General features: G+C 60.6%; 22 protein-coding genes. 16 read left to right on the top strand and 6 right to left on the bottom strand.

The genetic code is table 11. The annotated features are described in order from the left end of the window. From AArcS_RS02820 to AArcS_RS02760, 13 genes are all read left to right on the top strand, one after another. Nucleotides 1–363 carry an urease subunit gamma gene (locus tag AArcS_RS02820; RefSeq protein ID WP_238478911.1) on the top strand — a complete coding sequence of 121 codons (363 nt, stop codon included), beginning with the start codon at nucleotides 1–3 and terminating at the stop codon, nucleotides 361–363. Beyond that, complete coding sequence (ureG, locus tag AArcS_RS02815) at nucleotides 363–983, top strand: urease accessory protein UreG (RefSeq protein WP_238478910.1); 621 nt, start codon at nucleotides 363–365, stop codon at nucleotides 981–983. Before AArcS_RS02820 ends, ureG begins: the two co-directional genes overlap by 1 nt. After that, a complete protein-coding gene (locus tag AArcS_RS02810; protein ID WP_238478909.1) occupies nucleotides 983–1,936 on the top strand; it encodes an urease accessory protein UreD in 954 nt (317 codons plus the stop codon). The genes ureG and AArcS_RS02810 overlap by 1 nt, the downstream gene beginning before the upstream one ends. 2 nt (nucleotides 1,937–1,938) lie before the next feature. Beyond that, entirely contained in the window at nucleotides 1,939–2,556 is a 618-nt protein-coding gene (gene ureE / locus AArcS_RS02805; protein ID WP_238478908.1) for an urease accessory protein UreE, read from the top strand. After that, entirely contained in the window at nucleotides 2,549–3,238 is a 690-nt protein-coding gene (locus AArcS_RS02800; protein WP_238478907.1) for an urease accessory protein UreF, read from the top strand. Before ureE ends, AArcS_RS02800 begins: the two co-directional genes overlap by 8 nt. Before the next feature lie 433 nt (nucleotides 3,239–3,671). After that, nucleotides 3,672–4,715, top strand: coding sequence for an ABC transporter substrate-binding protein (locus AArcS_RS02795; protein ID WP_238478906.1), 1,044 nt, complete (start codon nucleotides 3,672–3,674; stop codon nucleotides 4,713–4,715). Then, nucleotides 4,712–5,854, top strand: a complete 1,143-nt coding sequence (locus tag AArcS_RS02790; RefSeq protein WP_238478905.1) for an ABC transporter ATP-binding protein — start codon at nucleotides 4,712–4,714, stop codon at nucleotides 5,852–5,854. The genes AArcS_RS02795 and AArcS_RS02790 overlap by 4 nt, the downstream gene beginning before the upstream one ends. Next, nucleotides 5,847–6,788 (top strand): ABC transporter permease, encoded by a 942-nt coding sequence (locus AArcS_RS02785; protein ID WP_238478904.1) that lies wholly within the window; start codon nucleotides 5,847–5,849, stop codon nucleotides 6,786–6,788. The genes AArcS_RS02790 and AArcS_RS02785 overlap by 8 nt, the downstream gene beginning before the upstream one ends. Beyond that, complete coding sequence (locus AArcS_RS02780) at nucleotides 6,778–7,614, top strand: ABC transporter permease (RefSeq protein ID WP_238478903.1); 837 nt, start codon at nucleotides 6,778–6,780, stop codon at nucleotides 7,612–7,614. The genes AArcS_RS02785 and AArcS_RS02780 overlap by 11 nt, the downstream gene beginning before the upstream one ends. 1 nt (nucleotide 7,615) lies before the next feature. Continuing rightward, a complete protein-coding gene (locus tag AArcS_RS02775) occupies nucleotides 7,616–8,809 on the top strand; it encodes a GNAT family N-acetyltransferase (protein ID WP_238478902.1) in 1,194 nt (397 codons plus the stop codon). 48 nt (nucleotides 8,810–8,857) lie between these two features. Next, entirely contained in the window at nucleotides 8,858–10,126 is a 1,269-nt protein-coding gene (locus AArcS_RS02770) for an MFS transporter (RefSeq protein WP_238478901.1), read from the top strand. Nucleotides 10,127–10,271: 145 nt separating this feature from the next. Continuing rightward, on the top strand, nucleotides 10,272–11,258 hold the full coding sequence (locus AArcS_RS02765; protein WP_238478900.1) for an agmatinase family protein: 987 nt from the start codon (nucleotides 10,272–10,274) through the stop codon (nucleotides 11,256–11,258). Nucleotides 11,259–11,540: 282 nt separating this feature from the next. Continuing rightward, nucleotides 11,541–12,542, top strand: a complete 1,002-nt coding sequence (locus tag AArcS_RS02760; protein WP_238478899.1) for an agmatinase family protein — start codon at nucleotides 11,541–11,543, stop codon at nucleotides 12,540–12,542. Nucleotides 12,543–12,662: 120 nt separating this feature from the next. Here the strand turns inward: AArcS_RS02760 and AArcS_RS02755 are convergent, their stop codons facing one another. Next, nucleotides 12,663–13,694, bottom strand: coding sequence for an agmatinase family protein (locus AArcS_RS02755; protein ID WP_238478898.1), 1,032 nt, complete (start codon nucleotides 13,692–13,694; stop codon nucleotides 12,663–12,665). A 114-nt stretch (nucleotides 13,695–13,808) separates the two neighbouring features. Continuing rightward, entirely contained in the window at nucleotides 13,809–14,570 is a 762-nt protein-coding gene (locus tag AArcS_RS02750; protein WP_238478897.1) for an SDR family NAD(P)-dependent oxidoreductase, read from the bottom strand. A gap of 235 nt (nucleotides 14,571–14,805) precedes the next feature. Here AArcS_RS02750 and AArcS_RS02745 point away from each other — a divergent pair, with 235 nt between their 5' ends. Next, on the top strand, nucleotides 14,806–17,277 hold the full coding sequence (locus tag AArcS_RS02745; RefSeq protein ID WP_238478896.1) for an efflux RND transporter permease subunit: 2,472 nt from the start codon (nucleotides 14,806–14,808) through the stop codon (nucleotides 17,275–17,277). A gap of 23 nt (nucleotides 17,278–17,300) precedes the next feature. Here the strand turns inward: AArcS_RS02745 and AArcS_RS02740 are convergent, their stop codons facing one another. Next, nucleotides 17,301–17,741 (bottom strand): 2Fe-2S iron-sulfur cluster-binding protein, encoded by a 441-nt coding sequence (locus tag AArcS_RS02740; protein WP_238478895.1) that lies wholly within the window; start codon nucleotides 17,739–17,741, stop codon nucleotides 17,301–17,303. A 290-nt stretch (nucleotides 17,742–18,031) separates the two neighbouring features. Here AArcS_RS02740 and AArcS_RS02735 point away from each other — a divergent pair, with 290 nt between their 5' ends. Both AArcS_RS02735 and hemA read left to right on the top strand, forming a co-directional pair. Continuing rightward, nucleotides 18,032–19,636 (top strand): ethylbenzene dehydrogenase-related protein, encoded by a 1,605-nt coding sequence (locus AArcS_RS02735; protein ID WP_238478894.1) that lies wholly within the window; start codon nucleotides 18,032–18,034, stop codon nucleotides 19,634–19,636. Between the two features lie 334 nt (nucleotides 19,637–19,970). Continuing rightward, nucleotides 19,971–21,245 carry a glutamyl-tRNA reductase gene (gene hemA / locus AArcS_RS02730; protein ID WP_238478893.1) on the top strand — a complete coding sequence of 425 codons (1,275 nt, stop codon included), beginning with the start codon at nucleotides 19,971–19,973 and terminating at the stop codon, nucleotides 21,243–21,245. Nucleotides 21,246–21,431: 186 nt separating this feature from the next. Here the strand turns inward: hemA and AArcS_RS02725 are convergent, their stop codons facing one another. From AArcS_RS02725 to AArcS_RS02715, 3 genes are all read right to left on the bottom strand, one after another. Continuing rightward, nucleotides 21,432–23,234, bottom strand: a complete 1,803-nt coding sequence (locus tag AArcS_RS02725; protein WP_238478892.1) for an acyl-CoA carboxylase subunit beta — start codon at nucleotides 23,232–23,234, stop codon at nucleotides 21,432–21,434. A gap of 49 nt (nucleotides 23,235–23,283) precedes the next feature. Further along, nucleotides 23,284–23,532 carry an amphi-Trp domain-containing protein gene (locus tag AArcS_RS02720; RefSeq protein WP_238478891.1) on the bottom strand — a complete coding sequence of 83 codons (249 nt, stop codon included), beginning with the start codon at nucleotides 23,530–23,532 and terminating at the stop codon, nucleotides 23,284–23,286. A gap of 258 nt (nucleotides 23,533–23,790) precedes the next feature. Next, nucleotides 23,791–24,675 (bottom strand): class 1 fructose-bisphosphatase, encoded by an 885-nt coding sequence (locus tag AArcS_RS02715; protein ID WP_238479964.1) that lies wholly within the window; start codon nucleotides 24,673–24,675, stop codon nucleotides 23,791–23,793. Nucleotides 24,676–24,686: the final 11 nt, after the last annotated feature.

Genomic DNA, 24,686 nt, shown 5'->3' with positions numbered 1-24,686 from the left:
ATGAAACTCACCCCCAAGGAAGACGAGCGCCTGACGGTGTTCATGGCGGCGGAACTGGCACGCAAACGCAAACGACGCGGGATCGAACTCAACCACCCGGAGACTGTGGCGTACATTTCCGACTGGGTCTGTGAAGGTGCCCGTGAGGGCAAAGACGTCGCCACGCTGCGCTCGGAGGCGACACAGTTACTCTCACGGGAGGACGTCATGGAGGGCGTCCCGGAGATGGTCGACATGATTCAGGTCGAACCGGTCTTCCCAGACGGGACCAAGCTCGTGACGGTCCACGAGCCGATCCGTGCGGATACGACCGACCAGTTAGAGGCGATCGACGACCACATGCGGACCATGGAGGGCGACTGATGGACTACCGCGACGTCGCCAAGGTCGGGCTCGGCGGTCCGGTCGGATCGGGGAAGACGGCACTCGTAAAGCGGCTCGTACCGCGGCTCAGCGAACGCGGCTACGATGTCGGCGTCATCGCCAACGACATCATGACGCAGGCGGACGCCGACCGACTCCGCGAATCCGTCGCCGGGACCGTGCCAGGCGACCTCGTGCGGGGCGTCGAGACCGGTGCGTGCCCGCACACGGGGATCCGGGAGGACCCGTCGATGAACCTCTCGGCAGTCGACGAGTTCGTCGAGGAGCATCCCGAACTTGACATCGTCCTGATCGAGAGCGGTGGTGACAACCTCGCTGCGACGTTCAATCCCGAACTCGCAGATTACTTCATGTTCGTCATCTCGGTCGCGGAAGGCGACGACATTCCGGCCAAGCGCGGGCCGGGCGTCACCCAGTCAGACCTGGTCGTGATCAACAAGACCGATCTCGCGCCGTACGTCGATGCGGATCTGGACCTGATGGCCCGGGATACGCGTGAGGTCAGAGGGGACGACGAGTTCGTCTTCACCGACTGCAAGGCCGAGGAGAACCTCGATGTCGTCGCCGAACGGATCGAGCACAACGTGCTCTTTGCCTGATGAGCGGGCTCGACACGACACCTGACGGCGACGGTGTCACCCTCCCGCCGGCGTTCGCGGAGTACGCCAGCGAACCGCTCGATCAGATCCCAGCCGGGACGGTGGGCAAAGACGGCGTGCTCGAAGCTCGTTTCGTGGGGGGTCCCTCGGGAACGCGGATGCTCAGGGATTACTCCCGTGTGCCCTTCCATCACACCGGACCACTCGGCCACGACCCCTGCGACGGGATGGCCTCGCTCTGTGTCCAGACGCCGACCGGCGGCGTCGTTCAGGGCGATCGGCACCGACTCTCCGTCGACGCGGAAGCGGGGGCGCTGGCCAGTGTCACGGGACAGGGGGCCACGAAGGTCCACTCGATGCAGGCCAATTTCGCTCATCTCGGGGTCGAGCTTACGGCCAGCAGCGGCTCGTACCTCGAATACGTACCGGACCCGACGATCCTCAACCGCGATGCACGCTGCCTCCAGACCATCGATGTCGCTGTCGACGAGGACTCCACCGTCCTGTGTACCGACACGCTCGTCCCTGATGGCCTCTCGGAGCACGCGCCGTTCAGTTTCGACCGGTTTCACTCCAGCGTGACCGCCGAGTCCCACGGCAAACGCTGTCTGACCGACACCGTCGTCCTCGACCCCGAGACGCGAGACCCGAGAACACCGGGCGTCTTCGGCGAATTTGGCATCGTTGGGACGTTGTACGCCATCTCTCCGGGCTCGGACGCGGCAACGCTGAGCGACACGGTTCACGATCGGCTGGCTGATGGACAACCCACGGAAGAGGGGCCCGCGGGCGAGATCCTCGCCGGGTCCTCGACGCTTGCCGACGACGCGGGGATCGCCGTTCGTGTCCTCGGCGACCGGTCGGCGGACGTGACAGCGACACTCGGGGACGCCTGGGATGCGCTGCGACGACACCTGATCGACGCGCCAGCACCCGACTTACGGAAGTTCTGACAATGTACACTGTAGACCACATCATCGGTAACACGAACCACGACGACGCGCTCGGCGAGGCCGCCGAGGCACACGACTCCGCAGGAACGCTCGAACGCGTACTGCTGGATGCGAGCGAGCGAAAGAAGTCACGATTACGCGTTCACACGGAGGCAGGGACCGATCTGGGCGTCCTCGTCGACAAGCCCGAGCTGGAAGACGGGGACGTGCTGTATCACGACGACGACCGGATGATCGTCGTCTCCTTCGAGGAGCGCGAGGCGTTGACGATCGACCTCCCCACGGAGACGGCGCTGTCAACCGCTCTGGAGCTTGGCCACCGTGTCGGTAATCAACACTGGGATCTTGCCGTCGAGGGCGGGACGGCCTACGTCGCCGTCGAAGCTGAGCATCGTATCGTCGAAGACGTGTTCTCCGAGGTGCTCCCACCAGGAGCCGACCTCGATTACGAGTTCGTCGATCCCGCGCTGTTTCTCGACGGCGAGCAAGCAGCCGAACACTCACACGAGGACGGTCATTCCCACGCGGGCGGGGATCATGACCACAGCCATTCCCACGGCGAGAACCACCACGGTCGTGGAGATGGAGAACACAGCAAAGAGGGCCACGGGCATGACTGAATCCAGCGCCGACGCCTTCCTGACGTCGCTCCGACTCGCTGATTCGTTTCTCCCCGTTGGCGCGTACACGGCCTCGTATGGGATCGAACAGTTCATCCAGACGGACCGGATCGACGACGCCGCGGATCTTCGGGCAGTGCTCGACGATTACTTGCGGTCCGTCGTCGGTCCGGCCGAAATCGTCGCGCTGGGGAACGCACATACAGCGGCTGCTCGGGAGGACGGCGAGGCCCTGATCGAAATCGATCGGCGGCTTCACTCGATGACGGTACCGGCGGAGTTTCGCGAGAGCTCGGAGAAAGCAGGCGAGCAGGTGCTCTCGCTGTTCGATGGCGGTACCACAGCGCCGGCGTATCTCGCCGCAGTCGAGGACGGGCGGGCACCGGGGAACTACGTCGTCGCGCTGGCGGCCATCGCACAGCAACGAGGGCTCTCCCGTGAGCAAGCCTGTCTGGTCCATGGCTACTCCTTTGTCACCGACCTGCTCGGTGCGGCCCAGCGACTCGGACGTCTGGCTCACACCGACATTCAGCGTATCCTTGATGAACTCCGCCCGGTACTCACCGAGGTCGTGGATCGGTATCATAACCGTCCGCTCGACGCCATGTGGTCGTTCGCGCCGACGACCGAGCTGATGGGGATGGGCCACGAGCGCGCGGACCGGCGGCTGTTTATGTCCTGATACCGTCCAGTCTACGTCTGTCGTCGGGGCAAAGGGTTCGAGAGCTGCCGTCTTCCCCACACCCCAGGGCACTCTGGTTGCTGTTTCCGTAGATCGCTCGTTGCAGTTGCCGGCCACTACCGTCAGCAGTTGTTAGAGACTATCCTGCACCAGCGGGGTCCGTTTCACATAGTTTAAATAATCACAATATAAGCTTTGCAGATTGAATTTTGGTTTTTATCCATCCAAATGCTATCATAATAAAATATTTGAACATCATAGGTGCCACTTAGTGTCTGCAACACACTATTCAGCCGACTGTACCTCACTCATCAATATGGACAGAAGCCTATTATAGACTGAGATTATGCTACAAGTTGTTAGTATGAGTGGCAAAAGCTCTACGTACGGCAGAAATAATTCGAGTAGAAGAAAATTTATCAAAGCAGGAGCTGTGGCAGCAGTCGGCGGACTGGCCGGCTGTCTCGGTGACGAAGACACCGACGAACCGACGGAGAGCAATCCGCTCGAAGTCGAGTTCTTTGGCGGTGTGTTTCAGGAAGTACTCGATGAACATCTCATCGACCCCTTCCGGGAGGAGACCGGTATTGCAGTCGAGAGCAGTGCTGGTTCGAGCGCGGGTGAACCGCTCCAGCTAAACTCCGCAGTACAGGCAGGAGAGGCACCGATCGACCTTGTCGCTGCATCACCAGTGAACCGGATCCGTGGCGAACGGCTGGGTAACTGGTACACCTACGAGGAGTCGGACGTGCCGAACATCGACAACGCCGTTGACGATCTGGTGTCGTACGACGAGGAAACTGGGGAAGTCACGGGTGTGGGCGCATACGGCTGGTTCGGAACGATCGTGAGCCAGACCGATCTGTTGGACGAACCGGTTACCAGCTGGGAGGCGCTCTGGGAAAACGACTACAACTGGGCGCTCAGTGAGTCCTCACAGACGACGTTGCTCGATATAACTTCGGAGATCTACTTCGGCGGTACCGACCACCAAGATACCGAAGAGGGCCTCGTAGAGATCATGGAAAAGATCCAGGAAGTGACCGACAACGTCGGGCTATGGTACGACGGCGAAGCGGAAGCACAGCAGGCGTTGCTCGACGAGAACGTCGAGGTCTCATCGCTGTTTCACGACGTGACGCTGGTGATGGAAGACGATGGCGCTCCCGTGTCCACGAACTTCCCCGAGGAGGGAGCTGTCCAGAACGACGCAAACTGGGTAATTCTCGACTCGACCGACTTCCCTGAGGAAGCTCTCGAGTTCATCAACTACACGCTCCGCCCGGAGGTTCAGGAAAACATCTCCGAGAACCTCTACACGTACCCAACCGTCAAAGACGAGTTGCTCGACATGGACGACGAGCTGCAAGACCGTATCTTCGGTCCCGGTGTGGATGCGGCGATGCGCCCGAACCATCAGGCCAAAATCGAACACGAGGAGTTCCTCGATGAGACCTGGAGGGAAATGGTACTATGAGCGCCGGGGCACATCTCAGCCTGAACAATCTGACCAAGGTCTACGACGGCCGGGTACGAGCAGTCGACAATGTCAACCTCGATGTGCAGGAAGGCGAATTCGTCACCCTCGTCGGCCCGAGCGGCTGTGGGAAATCGACCACGCTGCGGATGATCGCCGGCTTTATTCAACCGACGAGTGGCTCGATCGCGATGAACGGTCAGGATATCACCGCCCTGTCGCCGGACCAGCGTGATATCGGGATGGTGTTTCAGTCGATCGCACTGTTTCCACACATGACCGTCGCCGAGAACATCTCGTATGGCATGAAAGTGTCCGACGAGAGCTTCACACAGGAGGAGATGGACGAGCGAGTCGAGGAGATGCTCGAGCTCATCGAGATGCCAGAGACGGCTGACCGGTATCCCGAACAGCTCTCGGGTGGCCAGCAACAGCGGATCGGCCTTGCCCGGTCGCTGGCTTTGCAGCCCGAGATCCTGTTGCTCGATGAACCGCTCTCGGCGCTAGACGAGAAACTCCGCGAGCAAATGCAAACCGAGCTCACGAAGATCCAACAGGAACTCGGCGTCACGACGGTGTTCGTGACTCACAACCAGGAGGAGGCGATGACGATGTCCGACCGGATCGTCATCATGGATGACGGCCACTTCGCTCAGATCGGCGCGCCCGACGAGGTGTACGATGACCCCGAATCCACGTTCGTGGCGGACTTCATGGGGAAATCCAATCTGTTCCCCGGTACCGTGTCCGATTCCGGCCGGAGCCGATCGACAGTCACGACAGACGCCGGCGAGTTCGTCGTCAACGACACCTCGTATGGCGCGGGCGCGAGCGTGCAGGTGCTGGTCCGGCCCGAGGACCTGACCATGTCGAAGACGACCGATACGCGACCCGAGAATGCGATGACCGGTACCGTCGACATCATCCATCTGCTCGGCTCCGTCGCCAGGTATTATATCACCTCCGAGCACGGAGGCCAACTGATCGTCGAGGATCAGTCCGACGGACAGTCGGTCAACGAGGGCGATCGGGTTCAGTTGTCGTTCGATCCTGCCGACTCTCGTGTGATCCCCGATCCCGAACCAGCAATAGAGACAGACGCATCCGAACCGGCAATGGGGGTGTACAGCGGTGAGTAGCAAGACGGTTGGGATCGGTGACCGGTTCCGCGATGTCGCACCGAGTCGGATAACGGACAACTTGGGCTACGTGATAATTAGTATTCCTGTCACGTTGCTTGTGGTCTTTTTCCTGATCCCGACCCTGTATCTGTTCGCAACGACGGTCTTCCCACGAGAGGCATCAGGCTGGTACAGCTTCGGGTTCACCCTGGAGCACTACGCCCGACTGTTCGACTCGCCGATCTACCGACAGTACCTGATGACGACACTCGAACTCGCAGCCGTCACGACGGTCATCAGTGTGACACTCGGCTACCCGATCGCCTACTGGATCGCACGTGTCGATTCGCCAGCAATGAAGCGGGGGCTCCTCCTGATGATCGTCGCGACCATGTGGATCACCGTGATTATCCGCGCGTATGCGGTACAGGTAGTGCTAGCGGGCAACGGGATCCTGAACAGCCTGTTGATCGATCTCCGGTTGATCAGCGAGCCGATTACGAGCAGTACCGGCTATCTGGCCACGATCATCGGGATGGTGTACGGATTCCTGCCGTTTGCAATTCTGACAATCTACACCAGTATTGCGAACATCAATCCAAAACTGGAGGAAGCATCTCGAAACCTCGGAGCATCCAAGCTACAGACGATCCGGCACGTCGTTTTGCCGCTCTCGAAAAACGGGGTTGCCGGAGCGACCGCGCTCGTGTTCATTCTGGCGATCGGATCGTACGTGGTCCCCATGCTCCTTGGAAACACATCCGAGTGGACTCTCCCGGTCATCATCACCGAGCAGGTCAACGAACAGATGAACGTCCCGTTCGGGGCTGTGCTCTCGGTCGTGCTGACGGGCCTGACGGTGTTTTTCTTCCTGATCGCCGTGAAGGTGCTGGGACTGGGATCGTCGGAACTGGTCGGCGATACTCCGGAGGGTGAGACCGATGGCCAGTAGCCACGCACCTGATTCGAGCACCGGTACGGGATTGTCGATTCCGTGGCAGTCTATCGGGTCCATTCTGGCGAATCTGTACATCGCCATAGCGATCCTTGCGCTTGCTATACCGCTGGTGATCATCGTCGCCGTATCGATTACGGCCGGTGATTTCCTGCAGTTCCCACCCGAAGGGTTCTCCCTCCAGTACTACGCTGAAATCCTGGGCAGTGCAAACTGGCTGAGTGCAATCCAGCTATCGGTAACTGTCGCAGTCGCGGCGTCGATACTCGCGACAGCCCTCGGTGGTGCCCTTGCGTTCGGTCTCAACCGATACGACATTCGCTACTCGAAATCGATCTGGGGACTGGCCGTGCTCCCGATTCTGGTACCGCCGGTCATCATCGCCGTCGGACTCATGGCGTTTTTCCTGATCATCGATATCTGGGGGACAACTCTTGCGATCGTGCTGGCTCATGGAGTCCTCTTCTCGCCGTTCCCGTTTATCATGATCAGCTCCGGTCTCGACGAGATAGACGGCGCAGTCGAGGAGGCCGCACGAATCCTCGGTGCGAGCCGGACGCAGACGCTCCGGACCATCACAGTACCGCTGATCGCATCCAACGTAGTCATCGGGCTGTTGTTCGTGTTCATCATCTCCCTCAACGAATATCTGGTCGCGCTGTTCGTGAGCGGACCGGGAACGGAAACGGTCCCGATCCTGATATTCTCGATGCTGCGGTACGGCTACGACCCGTCGATCGCGGCGATCAGCGTGATCTACATGGTAGTAACAGTTGGCATCATCCTGATTATCGACTTCAAACTTGATGGGCAGCTCTGGTAATATGGGCCAGTACACACAGATCGACGACGACGGCGCGGAAACGGTCTACGAGTACATGCAGTACGGGTTCAGGCCGCAGAACGGCCCCGTGGAGTTCGATCCGGACGATATTCGGAAACCGATCGGGGACCGTCGCGGCCTGTACGTCGACGGTGAGGAAGAGCCGGTTGCAATCTGTCGACACTACTGGTTCGACGTCTCGGTCCGCGGACAGACCCATCCCGGAGCGGGGCTGACCTCGGTCATCACACCGCCTGAACACCGCAGAAACGGCTACGTCTCCGAGATCCTCGCGGAGACGCTCACCGAGTACGAGGAACGGGACCGGCACTTCTCGATCCTTCGCCCCTTCGATTACGGCTTCTATCGATCGTTCGGGTGGGATACTGCCAACGAAGTCCGGAACTACGAGTGTCCGGTCGAAACACTCGCGTTCGCGGCCGAGACTCTCGGCGCTGCTGGTGAGTATAGACAACTCGGCGTCGATTCGTTCGATACCGTTGCACCGGTGTACGAGTCGTTCTCGGACAACTACTCGCTGACTATCGAACGGGATGCCGAGTGGTGGCGTCACCGTGTCTGTTACAGCCGCGACAACGACCCCTACGTGTATGCCTGGTTCAAGGACGGCGAGCCCCGCGCGTATCTCGTGTTTCGCTTCACCGGTGACTACCACAGTCGCACGATGAAGGTCAGGGAGTTCGCCTACACGGACGAGGAAGCGTTACACGCCGTGCTTGCGTTCTGTTACAACCACGATTCGCAGGCGGATACGATCGAGTTCCACGCGGCGGACGACTCCGTGTTTCGAGATCTCCTCACATCGCCCGACGACGTCGAGTGTACGCTCAGTACGGGGCCGATGGTTCGGGTCGTCGATGTCGAATCGACGTTGTCGGCACTTTCCTATCCCGCGGTCGAGGACGAGATCGTCCTGTCGGTTAGCGACGATTTCGCCGACTGGAACGACGGGCGATTCCGTCTGTCAGTGAGCGACGCTACTGGCCGTTGTGAGCCGACCGTCGCGGACCCGACTGCACGGCTCGATATCGCCGCGCTCTCCCAGCTCGCCGTGGGACATCGCTCGGCGACCGCCCTCGCCCGGGCCGGGCGGCTGGATGCCACTGGAAACGCCACCGAAACGCTCGATCGGCTGTTCCCCGCTACACCGGTGTACATTCGTGATCGGTTCTGACCCTGATTTCGGCGTCACGAACCACGGGTCCCCGTTCCGAGTGTCACTATGAGCGAGAACGACGAGGGAGCAGTGACAGAGCGATCCTCGTGGTTCATCATTTTTTCGCTGCTCGTTTCGACGTTCTTCTCGGGCTTTGGCGGCGGCGTCGTGTTCCCCATCTTTCCGGCACTCGGAACGATCCTCGGGATCTCGCCGTTTCTGGTCGGGGTCATACTGAGTGCAAACCGCTTTTCACGCCTCATCTGTAGTGCACCGGCGGGAGCCATCGTCGATCGGTTCGGGGCGCGCACCCCGTACGTCCTCGGTCTGGGAATCCAGGCCATCGCGACGTTTGGATACATCGTCGCACTGTACGTGCCGCTCCCGGAGGCGTGGTTCCTCGGCTCGCGGATCGTCCTCGGGGCCGCCAGTGCACTCACGTTCGCGACCTCCTACACGATCGCAGCAAACGTCAGCGTCGGGGACTCCCGGGGGATGAAAATGGGGCTCATTCGCGGCGGCAGTATCCTCGGCTTCCCGACCGGACTGCTGGTCGGCGGCGTCGTCAGTGATCTCATCGGCATGTCGGCGGCGTTTTTCGTGGCGGCTGTCTTTGCCGTCATCGCCACCGGCCTTGCGTACTGGACGATTCCCGAAACGCACGTCGAGGACGGGACGAGCCGATCGGTCAAGCCGTGGGACATCGACACGAGCATCCCGACGCTGACGCTTGGCCTGGTGAACTTCGGCATCTGGTTTGCGTATATGGGTGTCCTGTTTGCGTCGCTCGTGCTCTTCCTCGAGGCGACCGGTATCGGAGCGCTCGGGTTCGACGCGCAGGGCTCGTCGGGGATCTTCATGGCGCTGACCGTGTTGTCGGCTGCCGTGTCGATGTTGATCGGTGGGAAAACGAGCGATACGTGGGACTCGCGGGTACCCGTCATGCTCGTGTTTCTGAGTCTCCTGACGGTCGGATTCGTGCTGTTACCGTGGGCGGAGTCGGCACGTCAGCTCGCTCCGGTGTGTGTAGTCATCGGCACAGGCATGGGTGGGACACTTGGCCCCTACATGGCGTTGCTTGCGGATCTCACGCCGGAAGAGCGGATGGGACGGGCGAGCGGGACGACTAACGTGTTCAGCGATATCGGGGGTGGGCTCGGCCCGATCATTGCGTTACCGTTGATCGAGAGTATCGGATTCGTCCCGGTGTACACCGTTTCTGCAGGGTTCCCGCTGTTTGCTGGCGTTGCGCTGGTCGTAGGACTCTACGTTTCGACGGGGAAGCTGTTCCCGAAAACCGGCGGCACTGACAGCACGGTAGAAGCTGCGGACTAACCGGTCGATTCCAAGTATCCTGACTTCGGAATACGACAGCCACCGGCTTGCCGAGTCATGAAAAACCTATTCGTCCATATCGAGGCCGCATCGCAAAAATGGCGGGAACAATATCGTATATGACTGCACGAATGTTTGTACAACTGTGGCAAAATCAGAGCAAACAACCAGGTTCGCGGACAGGGATCGACCAGGATACTCGGGCGTCAAGACCTTTTTTGGGGGCGACAGCGTGGAGCCGGAGGAGCTAGACGGGACTGTCGATGTCGCGGCGTACGGCGTTCCCTACGATGGTGCCGTAACGAACAAACCGGGCACACGGTACGGACCCGAGGCCGTGCGAACGGCGACGAACCGCTATTCGCGCGTCTTCGACTCCGATAAGAAGCGATACAGTATCGCAACCGATCGAACAGCCTCCTACGATGGGGTGACGGTCAGGGACTGTGGGGACGCGCCTGTTACGCCAAACAGTACCGAGGAGACGTACGAGTCGGTCGTCGAGTATGCCGAGACGATCGCGACAGAAGCGATGCCCGTGATGATCGGTGGGGATCACTATCTCACGTATCCTGCCTTCGTCGGGTACGCTAACGCGGTCGAGGACGATATCGGCATCATCCATCTGGATGCCCACGAAGATATCGGATCGAGCGACCTCTACGGAGAGCACTATCATGGCTCGCCGATGAGTCGTATCGCAGACACGGAATACGGTGGCCTCGAGAACCACGCGATGGTCGGGATCCGGGGGCACAGTCGGATGGAAGTCCTCGATGCGATCGAAGAGGGCCTCCACATCGAATACGCCAAAGACGTCCACGAGAAGGGAATCGAAGCCTGCATCGAGAATGCTATCGAACACGCGACGGACGGTGTCGATCACGTCTACCTGACGATGGATATCGACGTCGTCGATCCGTCGTACGCACCGGGAACCGGGACGCCAGCTCCCGGCGGGATCACCAGTAACGACCTCCTCCGCGCGGCCGACCGACTCGGTGAGTGCGACGCGATCGGTGCCGTCGATCTCGTGGAGGTGCTTCCGACCGAGGACCCGGCCGGAACGACCTCGCTGGTCGGAGCGAACGCGCTATCACGGTTCTTCGAGTCGTACTTCTACGAGGAGTGACCGCTCTCTCCCCCGTCTGCTCATGGCGTCGGCGCTCGTCAAGGAAGAGACAGTAGCGCCTCGATTCCGGTGATCGACAATTTGGTCCGCGGCACGGCTGACAGCACCGGCGTTCTGAGGAACGTTCAGCAACGGCGAGTAAATAATTTTGCAAACCGTGATCAGAATACCGAACCGCTGACCGATCGTATCTAACTATGCCTATTAGTACCTAATGCTTTGCCTTGCTGCAAGTATTATTTGAACTATGTTCATTAACTCTATGCGGCGGCAGTTGGTAGTATGGCCAGAGCTGAGCCAGAAGAGAAGTTCAGAGATCGTGATAGTCCGGGCTACTCCGGTGTCAAAACGTTTCTGGGGGCCGATACCGCCGAACCAGAGGAGATAGACGACAGTGTCGACGCGGCAGTGTACGGTGTCCCCTACGATGGAGCAGTATCGAACAAGCCCGGAACCCGGTACGGCCCGGAGGCGCTCCGCGCGGCAACTGCCCGTCGGGGATCCTACACCTTCGAGTCCGACAGGAAATCCTACAACATCGCGACGGATCGAAGTGCGGCCTACGACGAGATCACGTTTCGTGACTGTGGCGACGCGCCGGTCGTTCCGAACGATATCGAGGCTACCTACGAGTCCGTCGTCGAGTTTTCCGAAACCGTATCCGAACAGACGATGCCGATCATGATCGGCGGCGATCATTATCTCACGTACCCGGCGTTCGTCGGCTACGCCAACGCCGTCGAGGACGATGTCGGCCTGATCCATCTCGATGCACACACGGATACCTGGGGGGAGAGCGACCTCTACGGCGAACACTACCACGGCTCGCCGATGGCCCGGATCGACGAGACGGAGTACGGCGGGTACGAGAACCACGCGATGGTCGGGATCCGGGGCCATGCTGACATGGAGTTCCTCGATATCGTCGACGACGAGGGACTGTACGTGGACTTCGCGAGAGATGTCCACGAGAAGGGGATCGAAGCGTGTATCGAAGGGGCAATCGAGCACGCGACCGACGGTGTCGATCAGGTGTATCTGACGATGGACATCGACGTCGTGGATCCCTCGTTTGCACCCGGCACCGGCACGCCCTCGCCCGGCGGGATCACCAGCAACGATTTCCTCCGGGCTGCGGACCTGCTCGGCGAGTGCGACGCGATCGGTGCCGTCGATCTCGTGGAGGTGCTCCCGACGGAGGATCCGGCCGGAACGACCTCACTGGTGGGTGCGACCGCTCTCACGCGATTCCTGGAATCGTACTTCTACGAGGACACCCAGTAGTGAACGGCCGGTCGTAGAGCCGGGGAACAGGCAAAAAAGCCGAGTCCATTTGTAGCTCCCGTGGTGAAAAAGCGTTCTGCATTTCACGCAGCCAATCCCGGGACGAGCCACGAAACGACCTTACGTAGATTCGTAGAACTTCGCTTCGAGCAACCGGCTCACCGCGTTCGATCCGAGAAGTGAGGTCGTGTTGCCGGTGTCCAGTCGTGGTGCGACCTCGACCAGATCGGCAGCACCGATGGCATCACACGCGCCAAGCCGGTCGACAGCGCGCAGGAACTGGTTGCTGGTCAATCCGCCGTGTTCCGGGGTGCCAGTGCCCGGTGCAAAGCCGGGATCGACGACATCGATGTCCATCGTCAGGTAGACGTGATCCACGTTCTCGGTGACGTGGTCGATCGCACCCTGTACGCTCGCCTCGATCCCTTTGTCGTGAACGTCGGTCGCGTAATCAACGTAGAGATCGCGCTCCTCGAGAATATCGAGAAACGAGGGGCGTGAGTGGCCACGGATACCGATCATGGCGTGGTTGTCGTAGCTACCATACTCGGACTCGTCGATCCGGGCCATCGGCGAGCCATGATAGTGCTTTCCGTAGAGATCGCTGTCGTCAGACGTGTCCGAATGAGCATCGAGATGGATCAGACCAACATCGTCCTTGACAGTGTTCGCATAGCCAACGAACGCCGGATACGTGAGGTAATGATCGCCACCGAGCATCACGGGCATCGTCTTCGCCGCGACCGATTCCATGTATTCCGTCACCTTCTCGGCGGTCGCTTCGATGTCGTTTGGGACGACTGGCGCATCGCCGCAATCTCTGAGCGTCACGTCGCTGTAGTTGGCCGTCCGCTCGGTGGGGAGCGATACCGCCTCCGTGTCCGAGTGAAACCGACGCCCCTGCCAGGCGCTTGATTTTCGCAGCGCCGACGGCCCATGACGAGCGCCGGGTTCTCGCGTGACGCCACCATCGAACGGAATGCCGACGAACCCGACGTCGACATCCGAAGTCAGTTCCGATGGCTCACACGCTGGCGCTCTGAGGAACGTGTGTATGCCGCCATAACTCGTCGGATACGAATCCGAGGTTGTCTCGTCGTCTTCCGTGTCGGTGGGCTGTTGTTCTGCGTCCGGTCCGGAGTTCGTTGCCATGCCGAATCAGATTGGACACAATGGTATAAGATCGCGGTATAATGTCTGCATATTCTACTATTGCCACATAATTACTGTACATTGTCCGATGATACGGGCAATACACGCCGCCGGTCACGAGATCGAGTACCCGCCGTCGGCCGTCAACGCGTGGCCGGTGACAAAGGATGATTCTTCGCTAGCGAGAAAGACAACGCAGTCGGCGATCTCCTCGGCCTCGCCCAGCCGCCGGAGCGGGTAGTCCTGTACCATCTCCTCACGAGCAGCCTCGGGGTCGCTTCGACCGGCAAAGTACGCATCAGCGAGCTGCGTGTCGATAAAGCCCGGACAGATCGCGTTCGCCCGGACGCCGTCGGGTCCGGCTTCGGCGGCAGTAGCCCGGGTGAAGTTGATGACTGCTGCCTTGGTCAGCGCATACACCGACTGGTACGGAAAGCCGAGTTGCCCGGCCAGCGAGGACATGTTGACGATTGTGCCGTGTCCCTGTTCTCGCATGATCGGCAGGGCAGCGTGTGTGCCGTTCCACGGTCCCTTGAGATTGACGTCGATCACGTAGTCCAGCACGGACTTGTCGACGTCCTCGATTCTGCTCGGTGGCTGGCCGATCCCCGCGTTGTTGACCAGGACGTCAAGCCCGTACGTCTCGGCAGTGTCCTCGACTGCGGCCCGGAACGCGTCGGCATCTGTCACGTCGAACTCGTAGTGGTCCGCGCTCCCGCCCGCCTCGCGGATCTCGGCGGCGGTTTCGGCGGCCGCGTCGCCGTCCACATCGGTCGAGATCACCGTCGCACCCTCCTCAGCACAGCGGAGCGCGCTCGCGCGGCCGATTCCCGAGCCCGATCCCGTGATAAGAACTGTCTTGTTATTGAGTCGCATACTCGTGGGACGGTCCCCGGGATTATGTACGCTACGCCTCAAAGGACGTAGCATTCAGCGTGGAATTCCGTGCTAACTACTGAGGCGGCAGGTGAATACTCGCCATTCACAAGCCGATGTTTCAATCGAGTCGCGGTGTGGCGCATCGCGAGTTCCGGTGTGGAAGACCGACGCAATCGGAGAGATCGGCCCTAGAATTGAGAATATATATTCTCCTGTGGAAACAAGGTTCACTGTGGACACCACCAGACGGCGAAGAGTACGAATTGTCCTCTTGTGTGCCCTGACGGTCACTCTGGGGAGCGGCATCCTCTTTGTCGGTGGTGGGGTCGAAATCACAACCTTCGCGGTTGAATCCGATGAACGTGCGGCCGCTGACCAGCTGTCTGAATCCTTCGACACCGGGGAGCAACAGATCACACAGGTCGTTATCACCTCCGACCAGAACGACACTGCCTCGACGGCAGCGCTTGAAGAAACACTCACGCTCCAGCAAGCGATCAGGGATGACGAAACAATCAACGGGACGCTCGACGGACCACAACCGACGGTCGGTGTCGCAAACGGTGTCGCGGTCGCGTCCGATCCGCGGATCGCCTTTGCCGAAGAGATTACAATAGCGGACAAAGCAAGTGCACTGGACGGGCGAACCGACGAACAGACGGCGGCAGCGCTCTCGGTTGCCCTTCGTGACGACGAGATGACTCCCGAGGGACAGCCCCCGGTGTCCGCGCTGCTGCCGGAGAACTATGCTCACGGTGAGGAACCGGCATCCGCACAGTTGCTGATCGTCGTCCACGACGAGGACGCCACCGACGACGAGCTACTGGATGCCCAACAGCAGATCGAGTCGCTCGCCGACGATCGGCTGGAGCGGACAGACTCGTTCGTCTTCGGCGAAGCGTTACTCTTCGAGCGCGGTGGACAGGCGACGGCCGAAAGTTTCGCTGTGGTCGGCCCACTGATCGTGCTGGTCGTCCTGACGATGCTGGTTGTCGCATACCGTGATCCACTGGACGTGCTACTGGCATCCGTCGGGATCGGCGTCGTCCTCGTCTGGCTCGCGGGAATACTCGGCTGGCTCGGCCGTCCGTTCAACCAGTTGCTCATCGCTGTGCCGTGTCTACTGGTCGGACTCGGAATCGATTACTACCTCCACGTCGTGATGCGGTACCGCGAAACCCGGGGAGATGATCCATCCTTCCGGCCAGCAGCAGCCATGTCGATCGCACTCGCCGGGGTGCTCGTTGCGATCGGGACGACGACGGTCACGACTGCAGCCGGCTTTCTCACTGGACTCGTGAGCCCGATCGAGATCCTGCGGGAGTTCGGTCTGGTCGCCAGCCTTGGCATCGTGTCGGCGTTTGTCGTCTTCGGCTACCTGATCCCGGCGCTCAGAGTCGAGATCGACGAACTGCTCCACCAGCGAGAACGACAGTCGGATCGGGCTCCGCCAACGGTTGGTTCTCTGGGTATCGTTGCGCGACCGCTGGATCAGTGCGCCCGACTCGTCGCACGCGCACCACTGGCGGTCCTCGTCCTCGCGTTCCTGTTCACGGTCGGTGGGGCAATGGGCGCAACAGCAGTAGATACCTCCACCGAGCGAAGCGACTTCTTCCCCGAGGAACGGTCCGGCTGGATGGAGCAGTTACCGGCGGAGATTCGCCCGGATGCGTACGGTCTCAGAGAGCAAGCGACGTTTCTCGAGGAGACGTTCCCGCGCCACACTGACCGGACCGTCGAGGTATGGATCGAGGGGGACGTGACGGACGACTCCGTCACTCAAGCGCTGCAGGCGGCGGAGACGAACGCGTCGGCGATGGACACCACGGGGACGCCGGTCGACGGCGGGGGCCCGGTCGAGAGCCCGCTCGGGACGATCGAGGACGTGGCGGCAGAGAACGAAACGGTCGCGGAGCTCGTCGACGAGCACGATACGACCGGCGACGGCGTCCCCGATGAGGACCTCGCGACCGTCTTCGACGCGGTCTATGAGGCAGATCGCGATGCCGCGGCGGCGACGATCAACCGGACCGACGGCGGTGCCTACGAGGCGGTTAGACTCTCGGTCGTCGTCGACGAGTCGGCCGATGACTCGGCTATCCGAAGCGATGCGGTGGCGATCACGGACGCGGTCGAGACGCATCCGGAACTGACCGCCGTCGTAACCGGCGAACCGATTCTCGACGATGTCCAGGAGCGGGCGGTGCTCGAAACTGTCTTGCTGACGTTTCTGCTCGCGCTCGCCGTCATCGGAGCGTTGTTGACAGTCGTCTTCCGATCCCGACACCGGTCGTGGCTTCTCGGGGCGATAACGGTCGCACCAGTGGTCGCTGCGATCGCGTGGCTGATAGGGACGATGGCTGCGCTCTCGTTGCCGTACAACGCCGAGACAGCACTGATCACCGCGATCGCAGTCGGACTCGGCACGGACTACACCGTTCACCTGACCGAGCGATTCCTCGCCGAGCGCGAGCGGGCAGGACTGCGCGACGCGCTGGAGGTAACACTCCGCGAGACGGGTGGGGCGGTCCTCGCCAGCGCGATCACGACCGCCGTCGGGTTCGGACTCCTCGCGCTGACCCTGGTGCCATCGCTCCAGCGCTTTGGCATCGTCACTGCAATCGTGGTTGCCTACGCGTTCCTCGCGAGTGTACTGGTGTTACCGAGTCTGCTCGTCGTGTGGGACCGGACCAGAAGAAAGTAGAACGCGAGTAGATCGGAGAGCGCTCAGTCGTCGTCGGGATGAACGTTTGTTTCCATCGCTAAGTCGTCCTCGGCGTAGCCGACACAGGTGAGGAACCAGCCGTCCTCGATCTGCTCGTCGTCGAGGTACTCGTTGCCGTCGTGGCTAATAACCTCGTTGGCATCCCCGTCGTAGCGGGCCGTACACTGGCCACAGGTGCCGGCTTCGCAGGCGTAGGGCAGATCCCACCCCTCGTCCAGTCCGGCGTAGAGCAGCGCTTCCTCTTCATCGACCTCGATGGTCTCGTCGAACTCCAGGAACTCGACTTCGTACATTTCGGCGGCTTCTTCTTCGCCGTTCTCTTCTTCGGGTTCGTCTTCCTCGCCGTTTTCTTCCTCTTCGGGTTCGTCTTCTTCCGGTTCGTCCTCTTCGTCGTCGAACAGGCCGAGACAACCCGAAATCGCGATGGTTCCGGCACCGCCCATCGCAACTAGCAGGCGTCGGCGTTCGGGATCGGCACGGACGCGACGTCGGTTCGGGTAATCGTTGTCATCGGCGTGGTCGTGGAGGGGGTCAGAGTGCTGTGACTTACACTTAATGATAGCTGCTGTTCACGGGTCTGGGTTGTCCTGTATATTACATTCCTTTTTACACTTTTACATTCCTTTTTACACTTGCTCAGGACGAGCGGCTGTTACAGCGAGCTGTACGGAATCATATAAATGACTGAAATATGCAGACACATAGATGTACCCACAGGTAGTGAAGGAAGAATATGGGCGATGACCAACCGTCTGAACCGCCGATAGACGAAGAGCAAGCAAAAGAGATCGAAGAGAGTCTCGACGGAACGTTCACGATGCCGCGGGGGAGTTCGGAAACCCACCGTCGGCGACTACTGGGTGCCATTGGTGGCCTCGGGACCGTCTCCGTGGCTGGCTGTCTCGGCCTGTTCAGCGAACCGGAAGACGACACTGCTGACGATCCGGAGCCACAAAACGGTGACGAGGACGACGAGGAAACAACAGAGCGTCCAGATTACACCGAAATCGACACGATGATGCCGGACTGGGTGATGAAAGACCTCGTCATCTCACTCGATACCCAAGTCGCGTACAACGACGAGCAGATTTTCTTCAACTTCGAGTGGGACTGGGACGTACCGAACGGTTGGTTCCACGACCTGTTCGTGTACGAAGACGACGAATGGGTACGGTACGGTGAGCCCAACCCCGGCGCCGCGGATCCGGACTACGGCGTCGGCGATATTTTCAGTGGCTTTACCGAGGATAGGCTGGCCTTCTTTATTGATGACGGTAGTGTCGAAGGGTTCGAGAACTTCGGCGGCTGGCTTACTATCCACGAGGGAACGCGAACGCTGCCGGGAGCAGTCGAAGGTGAGGAAGTCGAAGAGCACCCACACCACGGAGACATCCTCGAAAATGACGACGTCAGAAAGTACATTCCACAATCCAGAAACGGCGAGTGGTGGGAAAACGACTGGGACGACGTCAAAGATCAGGAGGAGCTTGATGAGATGCTAGAAAACGGAGAGTTCCTTGATATGCCCATGTTCCGGGCACACCGTGGTGGACCTGGCGGGTACGCCACGACACACTGTATTCTTGACCACCGTCATGGTGCAATGGATGAACCCTCGACGCGGGTCCGCAACAGCCAGGATCTCGTGGACGGCAACCCCGAGTATATGTTCGATCCGGATATCGTCGATGGAGGGACATTGGACCTCGACGAGATTTACGAAGGGGAAGTGTTACAGACCGATACGCACGCCTTGATCGAGAACGAAAACATGGTGCCGTTCGACGAGGAGGAGGCTGACGTCTACGAGGGGGCAGTCATCCCCCGACGCTACAACCGTCCAGACGCAGTCGAGGGGCCAGGGGCAATCTGGCAAGTGGACGCAACTTGGGAAGACGGAACGTGGACGGTCCAGATGTGGCGTGACCTCTCTGTGGGGTATCTCGGTGAAACGGAATTCGAACCGGGTGAAGTCTACGACTTCTCACCGGCGGTCCATGGTGGAGGTGCCCAGCGCTGGCACTGGGTCGGATATCCGTACAAACTCGGACTCGGCGTCGAGCCCGAATACCAGGGTGAGAGTGATGAACTCGGCACATCGGAACTGGTCGCCGAAGAGATCGAGGGCGAACCAGACTGGGACGACATCGAGACCTACACACTTCCGCTGATGTACCCTGGTCAAACTGACTGGACATGGATGATCAGTGGGGAACACCCTCAGGTCGACGATATCCGAAACAACGAGATCAATATCTGGGAATACCACGACGAGGCTCCCGAGGAGTTCGCACAGCGCATGATCGATCTGGAAGAGTCGATGGCGCCGCGCAAATAATCCTCGCACAGGGGATTCGACCACGGTCGCTCTTTCCGTCTCTGTGACGGAGGCACCGGTTAAAAAGCTGTAATATACAGCGAGTGGCGTAGACAGGATCCGCTAGTACAGTTATGTATGAGTAGAGGCCCACCACCAGCTATCGAAAGCAATGAGTGGGAGGAATGGACGGCTGAAGTAGTCGAAAAAAACGGGCTTTGACATCGAGCCTGACGTCGAAATGGGCAGAGATGCCCAGCGGATGCTCGAACTCGAGAGCCCGGACATCCCGCGGAAGTAACGGTTGCGACGGGGTAACATCCCGTTCCGTGGGGTCGTCGGATTTCGAACACACATGTACGACGATATCGCCGGTCTCTCAGTGACGCTCGGAAGCGACGGGTTCGACCGTCTCGAATCGATCCGTGACGGCGCGGAGCCGACGGCTCGCCGATCGATCCACGAGGAGAGTGGGATCGAGGAGACGTTTGTTCTCAATACGTGTCAGAGGTGTGAACTGTATGCATACGGATCCCGCGCACGCTGCGTACTCGCGGAGGTCGGTCGGTGCGTCGGCGTCGACGTCACGCCGGACGGCGGTCGGTTGCTAACCGGGGAAGCTGCCGTTACCCATCTCTTTCAGGTTGCCTCGGGACTCGAAAGCGGGGTGCTCGGGGAGGACGAAGTGCTTGGACAGCTTCGTGATGCGTACCACAACGCAGTTGATGAGGGCGCGGTGAACGGACGGCTGGAGACGGTCATCTCGAAATCGATCCGCGTCGGCGAGCGTGCCAGAACCGAGACCGCGATCAATGAGGGTGCGGTCTCGCTGGGGAGCGTCACCCTCGATCGGATCCACCACGAACTTGCCGCGGTCGAGGGGCCAGACCGGATCGCCGACTGTGACGTGCTGGTCGTCGGTGCTGGCGAGGTCGCGGAGCTGGTCGTCGACTCCATCGCCTGTCGGACCGGCACTGACGGGTCGGTCGTTGTTGCGAACCGGAGCCGGCACGGAGCCGAACGGCTCGCGGAAACGGTCGATGGGGAGGCCATCCGGATCGCGGATCTGTCGAACGCATACTTTGAGCGTGCGGACGTGGTGGTGTCCGCCACGGGAGCCGACGACCGCGTCCTCACGCTCGGCCAGCTTGTCGGCCACGAGCTGATCATGATCGATCTCGCGAACCCCCGCGATGTCGATCCGGCTGTCGCCGACCTCGATGACATCTCGGTGACGACCATCGACGAGGTGTTGGCCGTCAGAAACAGCGAGATACGACGGCGCGAGGCGGCGATCGACGACGTCCGGGCGATTATCGACGAGGAGAGTGACCGGCTCGAAGAACAGCTCCGGGTCGAACGTGTCGACGACACACTCGACCGGATCTACTCGCAGGCGCACACGCTCCGCGAGTCCGAGACCGAGCGGGCGCTTGCACGGTTACACAACGAAAAGGGGGAGCCGCTCACGGAACGCCAGGAGACTGTGGTCCGGGATCTCTCGATGGCAATTGTCAACAAGCTGTTACATCCCACGACGTCCGAGCTACGTCGGGCGGCAGCCGAGGACGATCAGGAGACCGTCGACACGCTGCTTCGACTTTTCGACAACCACCTCACTGAGGAGTGAGATCCAGCGGAGTGAACAGGAGTACTTATAAATTTTGAACTGGTGGCCCAATGAATCCCTCAGCAACGCGCGGGCGGCCGAACGCCCCGGTTCCGGACGGCACGATGTTCAGACATTCTACAATGTTTGGAATTTGTGCACGACGTGGCCACCGACCGGTGCCGACCAGGCCGAAATCCCCGGCCGCTACAGAACGGTGCCGTGTTTCTTCTCGGGCACCTCTTTCTCGACGTCCTCGTAGAACGCAAAGCGGGCGGCCAGTTGCGCCCGGAGATCGCTCGGCGGGACGATCTCGTCGATGACGACCTCGCTGGCCATTCGGTGGACGTCGATGTCCTCGCGGTACTCCTCGCGGAGCTCCTGTTCGCGTTCCGCCCGCTCGTCTGGATCGTCGATCTCGTCGAGTTTGTTGGCGTAGACGGCGTTGATCGCGGCCTCGGGCCCCATGATCCCGATCTCGCCGGAGGGTAGCGCGATGACGCTCTCGGGGTCGTAGGCGGGGCCGCCCATGGCGTAGATGCCCGCGCCGTAGGCCTTGCGAGTGACCACCGTCTGCTGTGGGACGGTCGCAGAAGAGGTGGCGTAAATGAACTTCTTGCCCTGCTCCAGAATACCCTCCTTCTCGACTTGCGACCCCGCCATGAAGCCGGGCGTATCGCAGAGATAGAGGATCGGGATCTCGTAGGCGTCGGATTTCCAGATGAACTCCGCGGCCTTCTCGGCGGCGTCCGGAAAGATCGCCCCCGCACGTACCGCGGGCTGGTTGGCGACGATGCCGACCGGTCGGCCGTCGATTCGTGCATACCCGGTGACGATTTCCTTGCCGTAGCCCTCTCGAAGTTCGAAAAAGGAGTCGGCGTCGACGACTCGCTCGATCAGGTCCAGTACGTCGTAGCTCTCATTGGGTTTCTCGGGGACGACGGCATCGATCCCGTCGGGGGACTTCACCGGTGGTCGCCCCTCGCATCGCGGCGGGTTCTCTCCCGCTTTGTCGGGCAGGTAGCCGATGAGATCCGCAACCAATTCGCGGGCGTGCTCCTCGTCGCGGGCAATCAGGTCCGCGCTCCCTGACTCCTCCATGTGTAGTTTCGGGCCGCCGAGCTCCTCCAGATCGATCCGCTCGCCGGTGACCATCTCGACCATCCGGGGGCTGGCGATTGCCATCGCGCTGACGTCCTCGACCATCACGGTGAAATCGGCGAAGACGGGGGTATACGCCGCGCCAGCGATACAGGGCCCGTAGAGGACACAGATCTGCGGGACGCGTCCGGAAAGCATCGAGTGGTTGTAGTAATACTTCCCGATTCCCTCCCGGTTGGCGAAAAATCCGGTCTGTTCGTCGATCCGACCGCCCGAGGAGTCCATCAGGTACAGCACCGGTTTGCCCGATTTGAGCGCCCGCTGTTGCATCCGCAGGAACTTCTCGACCCCCCGTCGGGCCATCGAACCCGCTTTGACGGTGAAATCGTTCGCCATGAAGTGAACGTCCCGTCCCTCAAACGCCGCAGCACCTGTCAGCAGACCATCAGCAGGTAGTCTCGTGTCGGCATCGTACTCGTCGACCTCGGGACTGTTCGGATGCCAGCTATCGAAGTTGGCGAATGCACCGTCCTCGAAGTGGAGGGCGGCCTCTTCCCCGTCCGACACATCGTCGTCGCCGAACCACAGCGCCAGACGCTCGCGGACGAACAGTTTACCCTGCTCGTCGAGACGCTCGCGATACTTCCCCGGACCGCCCTGTTCGATATCGTCGATCTCCTCCCGAAGTCGTCGTTCCCGGTCCGTCGGTCCAAGGTCGGCTTCCGACCCACTGATATCGCCGTGTTCTCGGGGGGGTCGGTCCGGATCGTGACCTGGAGAACGTGTAACGGTCGGTTCCGGCTCCGTTCCGACATAGACCTCGATCCGCTCGTCGACGTGGGTCGCAAGTGCCGCGGCGATCGCTGTGGCCTCCTCGTCGGTCGCCGTGTTCCCGATACGAACTTTCACGTCACTGAATGGAACGACTGCCGATAAAATATTTTGGTCGTTCGTGATATTAGTTCCCGGACGTTGCCGGTTTCCAGCTCACCTCGATCTCGATCGTCTCGTGATCCCCTCTGAGCAGCGCCGAGCGTTCGATAACGTCGATCGAGTAGTTGACTTCCTCGGGCGGAGACACTCTGACGGACTTGTTTCCGACCGAAATTCGCGTCTCCGCATCCTCGAAGGCGTCCGCGAGCTCTCGGAGGTACGCTGCGATCTCTTCGGTCGACACCGTCTCCGAACTGGACGTTCGTTCTGCCATGAACCAACAGCATTGTCGACGCGGAATAGTAATACTGTGATTAAAAGGTAACGGCCGAACCGTCCCCCTTCAGCGGCGCGTGTGACACGGCCGTCCTCTCTCCTCTTTCCCCCTGGCGGCCCGTCTCCCCAGCGGGCCGCGCAATGGCCTGTCTCCCCAGCAGGCCGGCGGACGCTGCTGCGTCCACTTGCTGAAGAGTGGGAGTATTCGCTTTGTTATACAGTTTCTACTGGGGAGTAGGTACTGATTACTGCAGGTTCACGTGGCGAGCGAGCGTTCGAGTTCGTCGATCAATGTCTTGTTACCGACGTGCAGGGGACACCGCTCGTGTAAATCACCGGGTTCGATCTCGAGGATGGACCGGCGGCCGTCGCTAGAGCGTCCGCCTGCGCATTCCACGATATAGGCGATCGGAGCGGCCTCGAACTGGTGGCGAAGCTTTCCGGCTGGTTTGGATTCGAGTGCCGGGTATGCGAACACGCCACCGTAGCCCAACACCTGATTGACGTCGCCGACCAGTGCACCCCCATACCGGAGCTTCAGGTTCTCACGGATCCCCTCGGCATACGCCTCGAAGGATTCGGACCATTGGTCAACTCTCCCACCGAACCCAAAGACGCTGGGTTCGGACGGGAGTGTCAGATCCCGTTTCTGGCACTCTAGCTCACCGTGGACCACCTCGTACTCGGCAACAGTTCCGGCCGTCGCCGAGACCATCGTGATCGTGGGGCCATAGACGACGAAGGCCGCCCCGACGAGATCACGACCGCTCGCCGGCAGCGGCCCATCGTAGACACCAACAACTGTCCCGACGAGATTGTTCGAATCGAGGTTCGAGGAGCCATCGAGTGGATCGACGGTGACGCTCAACCCGTCGCCGACATCGACTGGTTCCGAGCGTTCTTCGCTCGCGTACGTTCCCACTCCATCGATGTTGCCGAGCCGCTCGGCGAGCAGTTCGTCGAACCAGAGATCGGCTGCTCGCTGTCGCTCACCGCTTCTGTTCGTTGAGTCAGTCTTCCCGCGACGGCCTCTGATCGCATCGCGCAGTTCGGGCGTGCTCTCGGCGACCGTCTCGAAGACCTGGTCAGTGATCGACGTCCGCACCTGACCCGTCGCAGTCGCTGTTCGTACCGTTTTCATACTGTCACTCA

The organism is Natranaeroarchaeum sulfidigenes (assembly GCF_017094485.1).
Classification (GTDB): domain Archaea; phylum Halobacteriota; class Halobacteria; order Halobacteriales; family Natronoarchaeaceae; genus Natranaeroarchaeum; species Natranaeroarchaeum sulfidigenes.
The sequence above is the reverse complement of the archived record's forward strand: the minus strand, read 5'-3'. Positions and strand labels throughout refer to the sequence as shown.

Coding starts and splice junctions, on each gene's coding strand:
- AArcS_RS02820 (WP_238478911.1), top strand. CDS start 1: ATGAAACTCACCCCCAAGGAAGACGAGCGCCTGACGGTGTTCATGGCG.
- ureG (WP_238478910.1), top strand. CDS start 363: ATGGACTACCGCGACGTCGCCAAGGTCGGGCTCGGCGGTCCGGTCGGA.
- AArcS_RS02810 (WP_238478909.1), top strand. CDS start 983: ATGAGCGGGCTCGACACGACACCTGACGGCGACGGTGTCACCCTCCCG.
- ureE (WP_238478908.1), top strand. CDS start 1,939: ATGTACACTGTAGACCACATCATCGGTAACACGAACCACGACGACGCG.
- AArcS_RS02800 (WP_238478907.1), top strand. CDS start 2,549: ATGACTGAATCCAGCGCCGACGCCTTCCTGACGTCGCTCCGACTCGCT.
- AArcS_RS02790 (WP_238478905.1), top strand. CDS start 4,712: ATGAGCGCCGGGGCACATCTCAGCCTGAACAATCTGACCAAGGTCTAC.
- AArcS_RS02780 (WP_238478903.1), top strand. CDS start 6,778: ATGGCCAGTAGCCACGCACCTGATTCGAGCACCGGTACGGGATTGTCG.
- AArcS_RS02775 (WP_238478902.1), top strand. CDS start 7,616: ATGGGCCAGTACACACAGATCGACGACGACGGCGCGGAAACGGTCTAC.
- AArcS_RS02770 (WP_238478901.1), top strand. CDS start 8,858: ATGAGCGAGAACGACGAGGGAGCAGTGACAGAGCGATCCTCGTGGTTC.
- AArcS_RS02760 (WP_238478899.1), top strand. CDS start 11,541: ATGGCCAGAGCTGAGCCAGAAGAGAAGTTCAGAGATCGTGATAGTCCG.
- AArcS_RS02755 (WP_238478898.1), bottom strand. CDS start 13,694: ATGGCAACGAACTCCGGACCGGACGCAGAACAACAGCCCACCGACACG.
- AArcS_RS02750 (WP_238478897.1), bottom strand. CDS start 14,570: ATGCGACTCAATAACAAGACAGTTCTTATCACGGGATCGGGCTCGGGA.
- AArcS_RS02740 (WP_238478895.1), bottom strand. CDS start 17,741: ATGGGCGGTGCCGGAACCATCGCGATTTCGGGTTGTCTCGGCCTGTTC.
- AArcS_RS02735 (WP_238478894.1), top strand. CDS start 18,032: ATGGGCGATGACCAACCGTCTGAACCGCCGATAGACGAAGAGCAAGCA.
- hemA (WP_238478893.1), top strand. CDS start 19,971: ATGTACGACGATATCGCCGGTCTCTCAGTGACGCTCGGAAGCGACGGG.
- AArcS_RS02720 (WP_238478891.1), bottom strand. CDS start 23,532: ATGGCAGAACGAACGTCCAGTTCGGAGACGGTGTCGACCGAAGAGATC.
- AArcS_RS02715 (WP_238479964.1), bottom strand. CDS start 24,675: ATGAAAACGGTACGAACAGCGACTGCGACGGGTCAGGTGCGGACGTCG.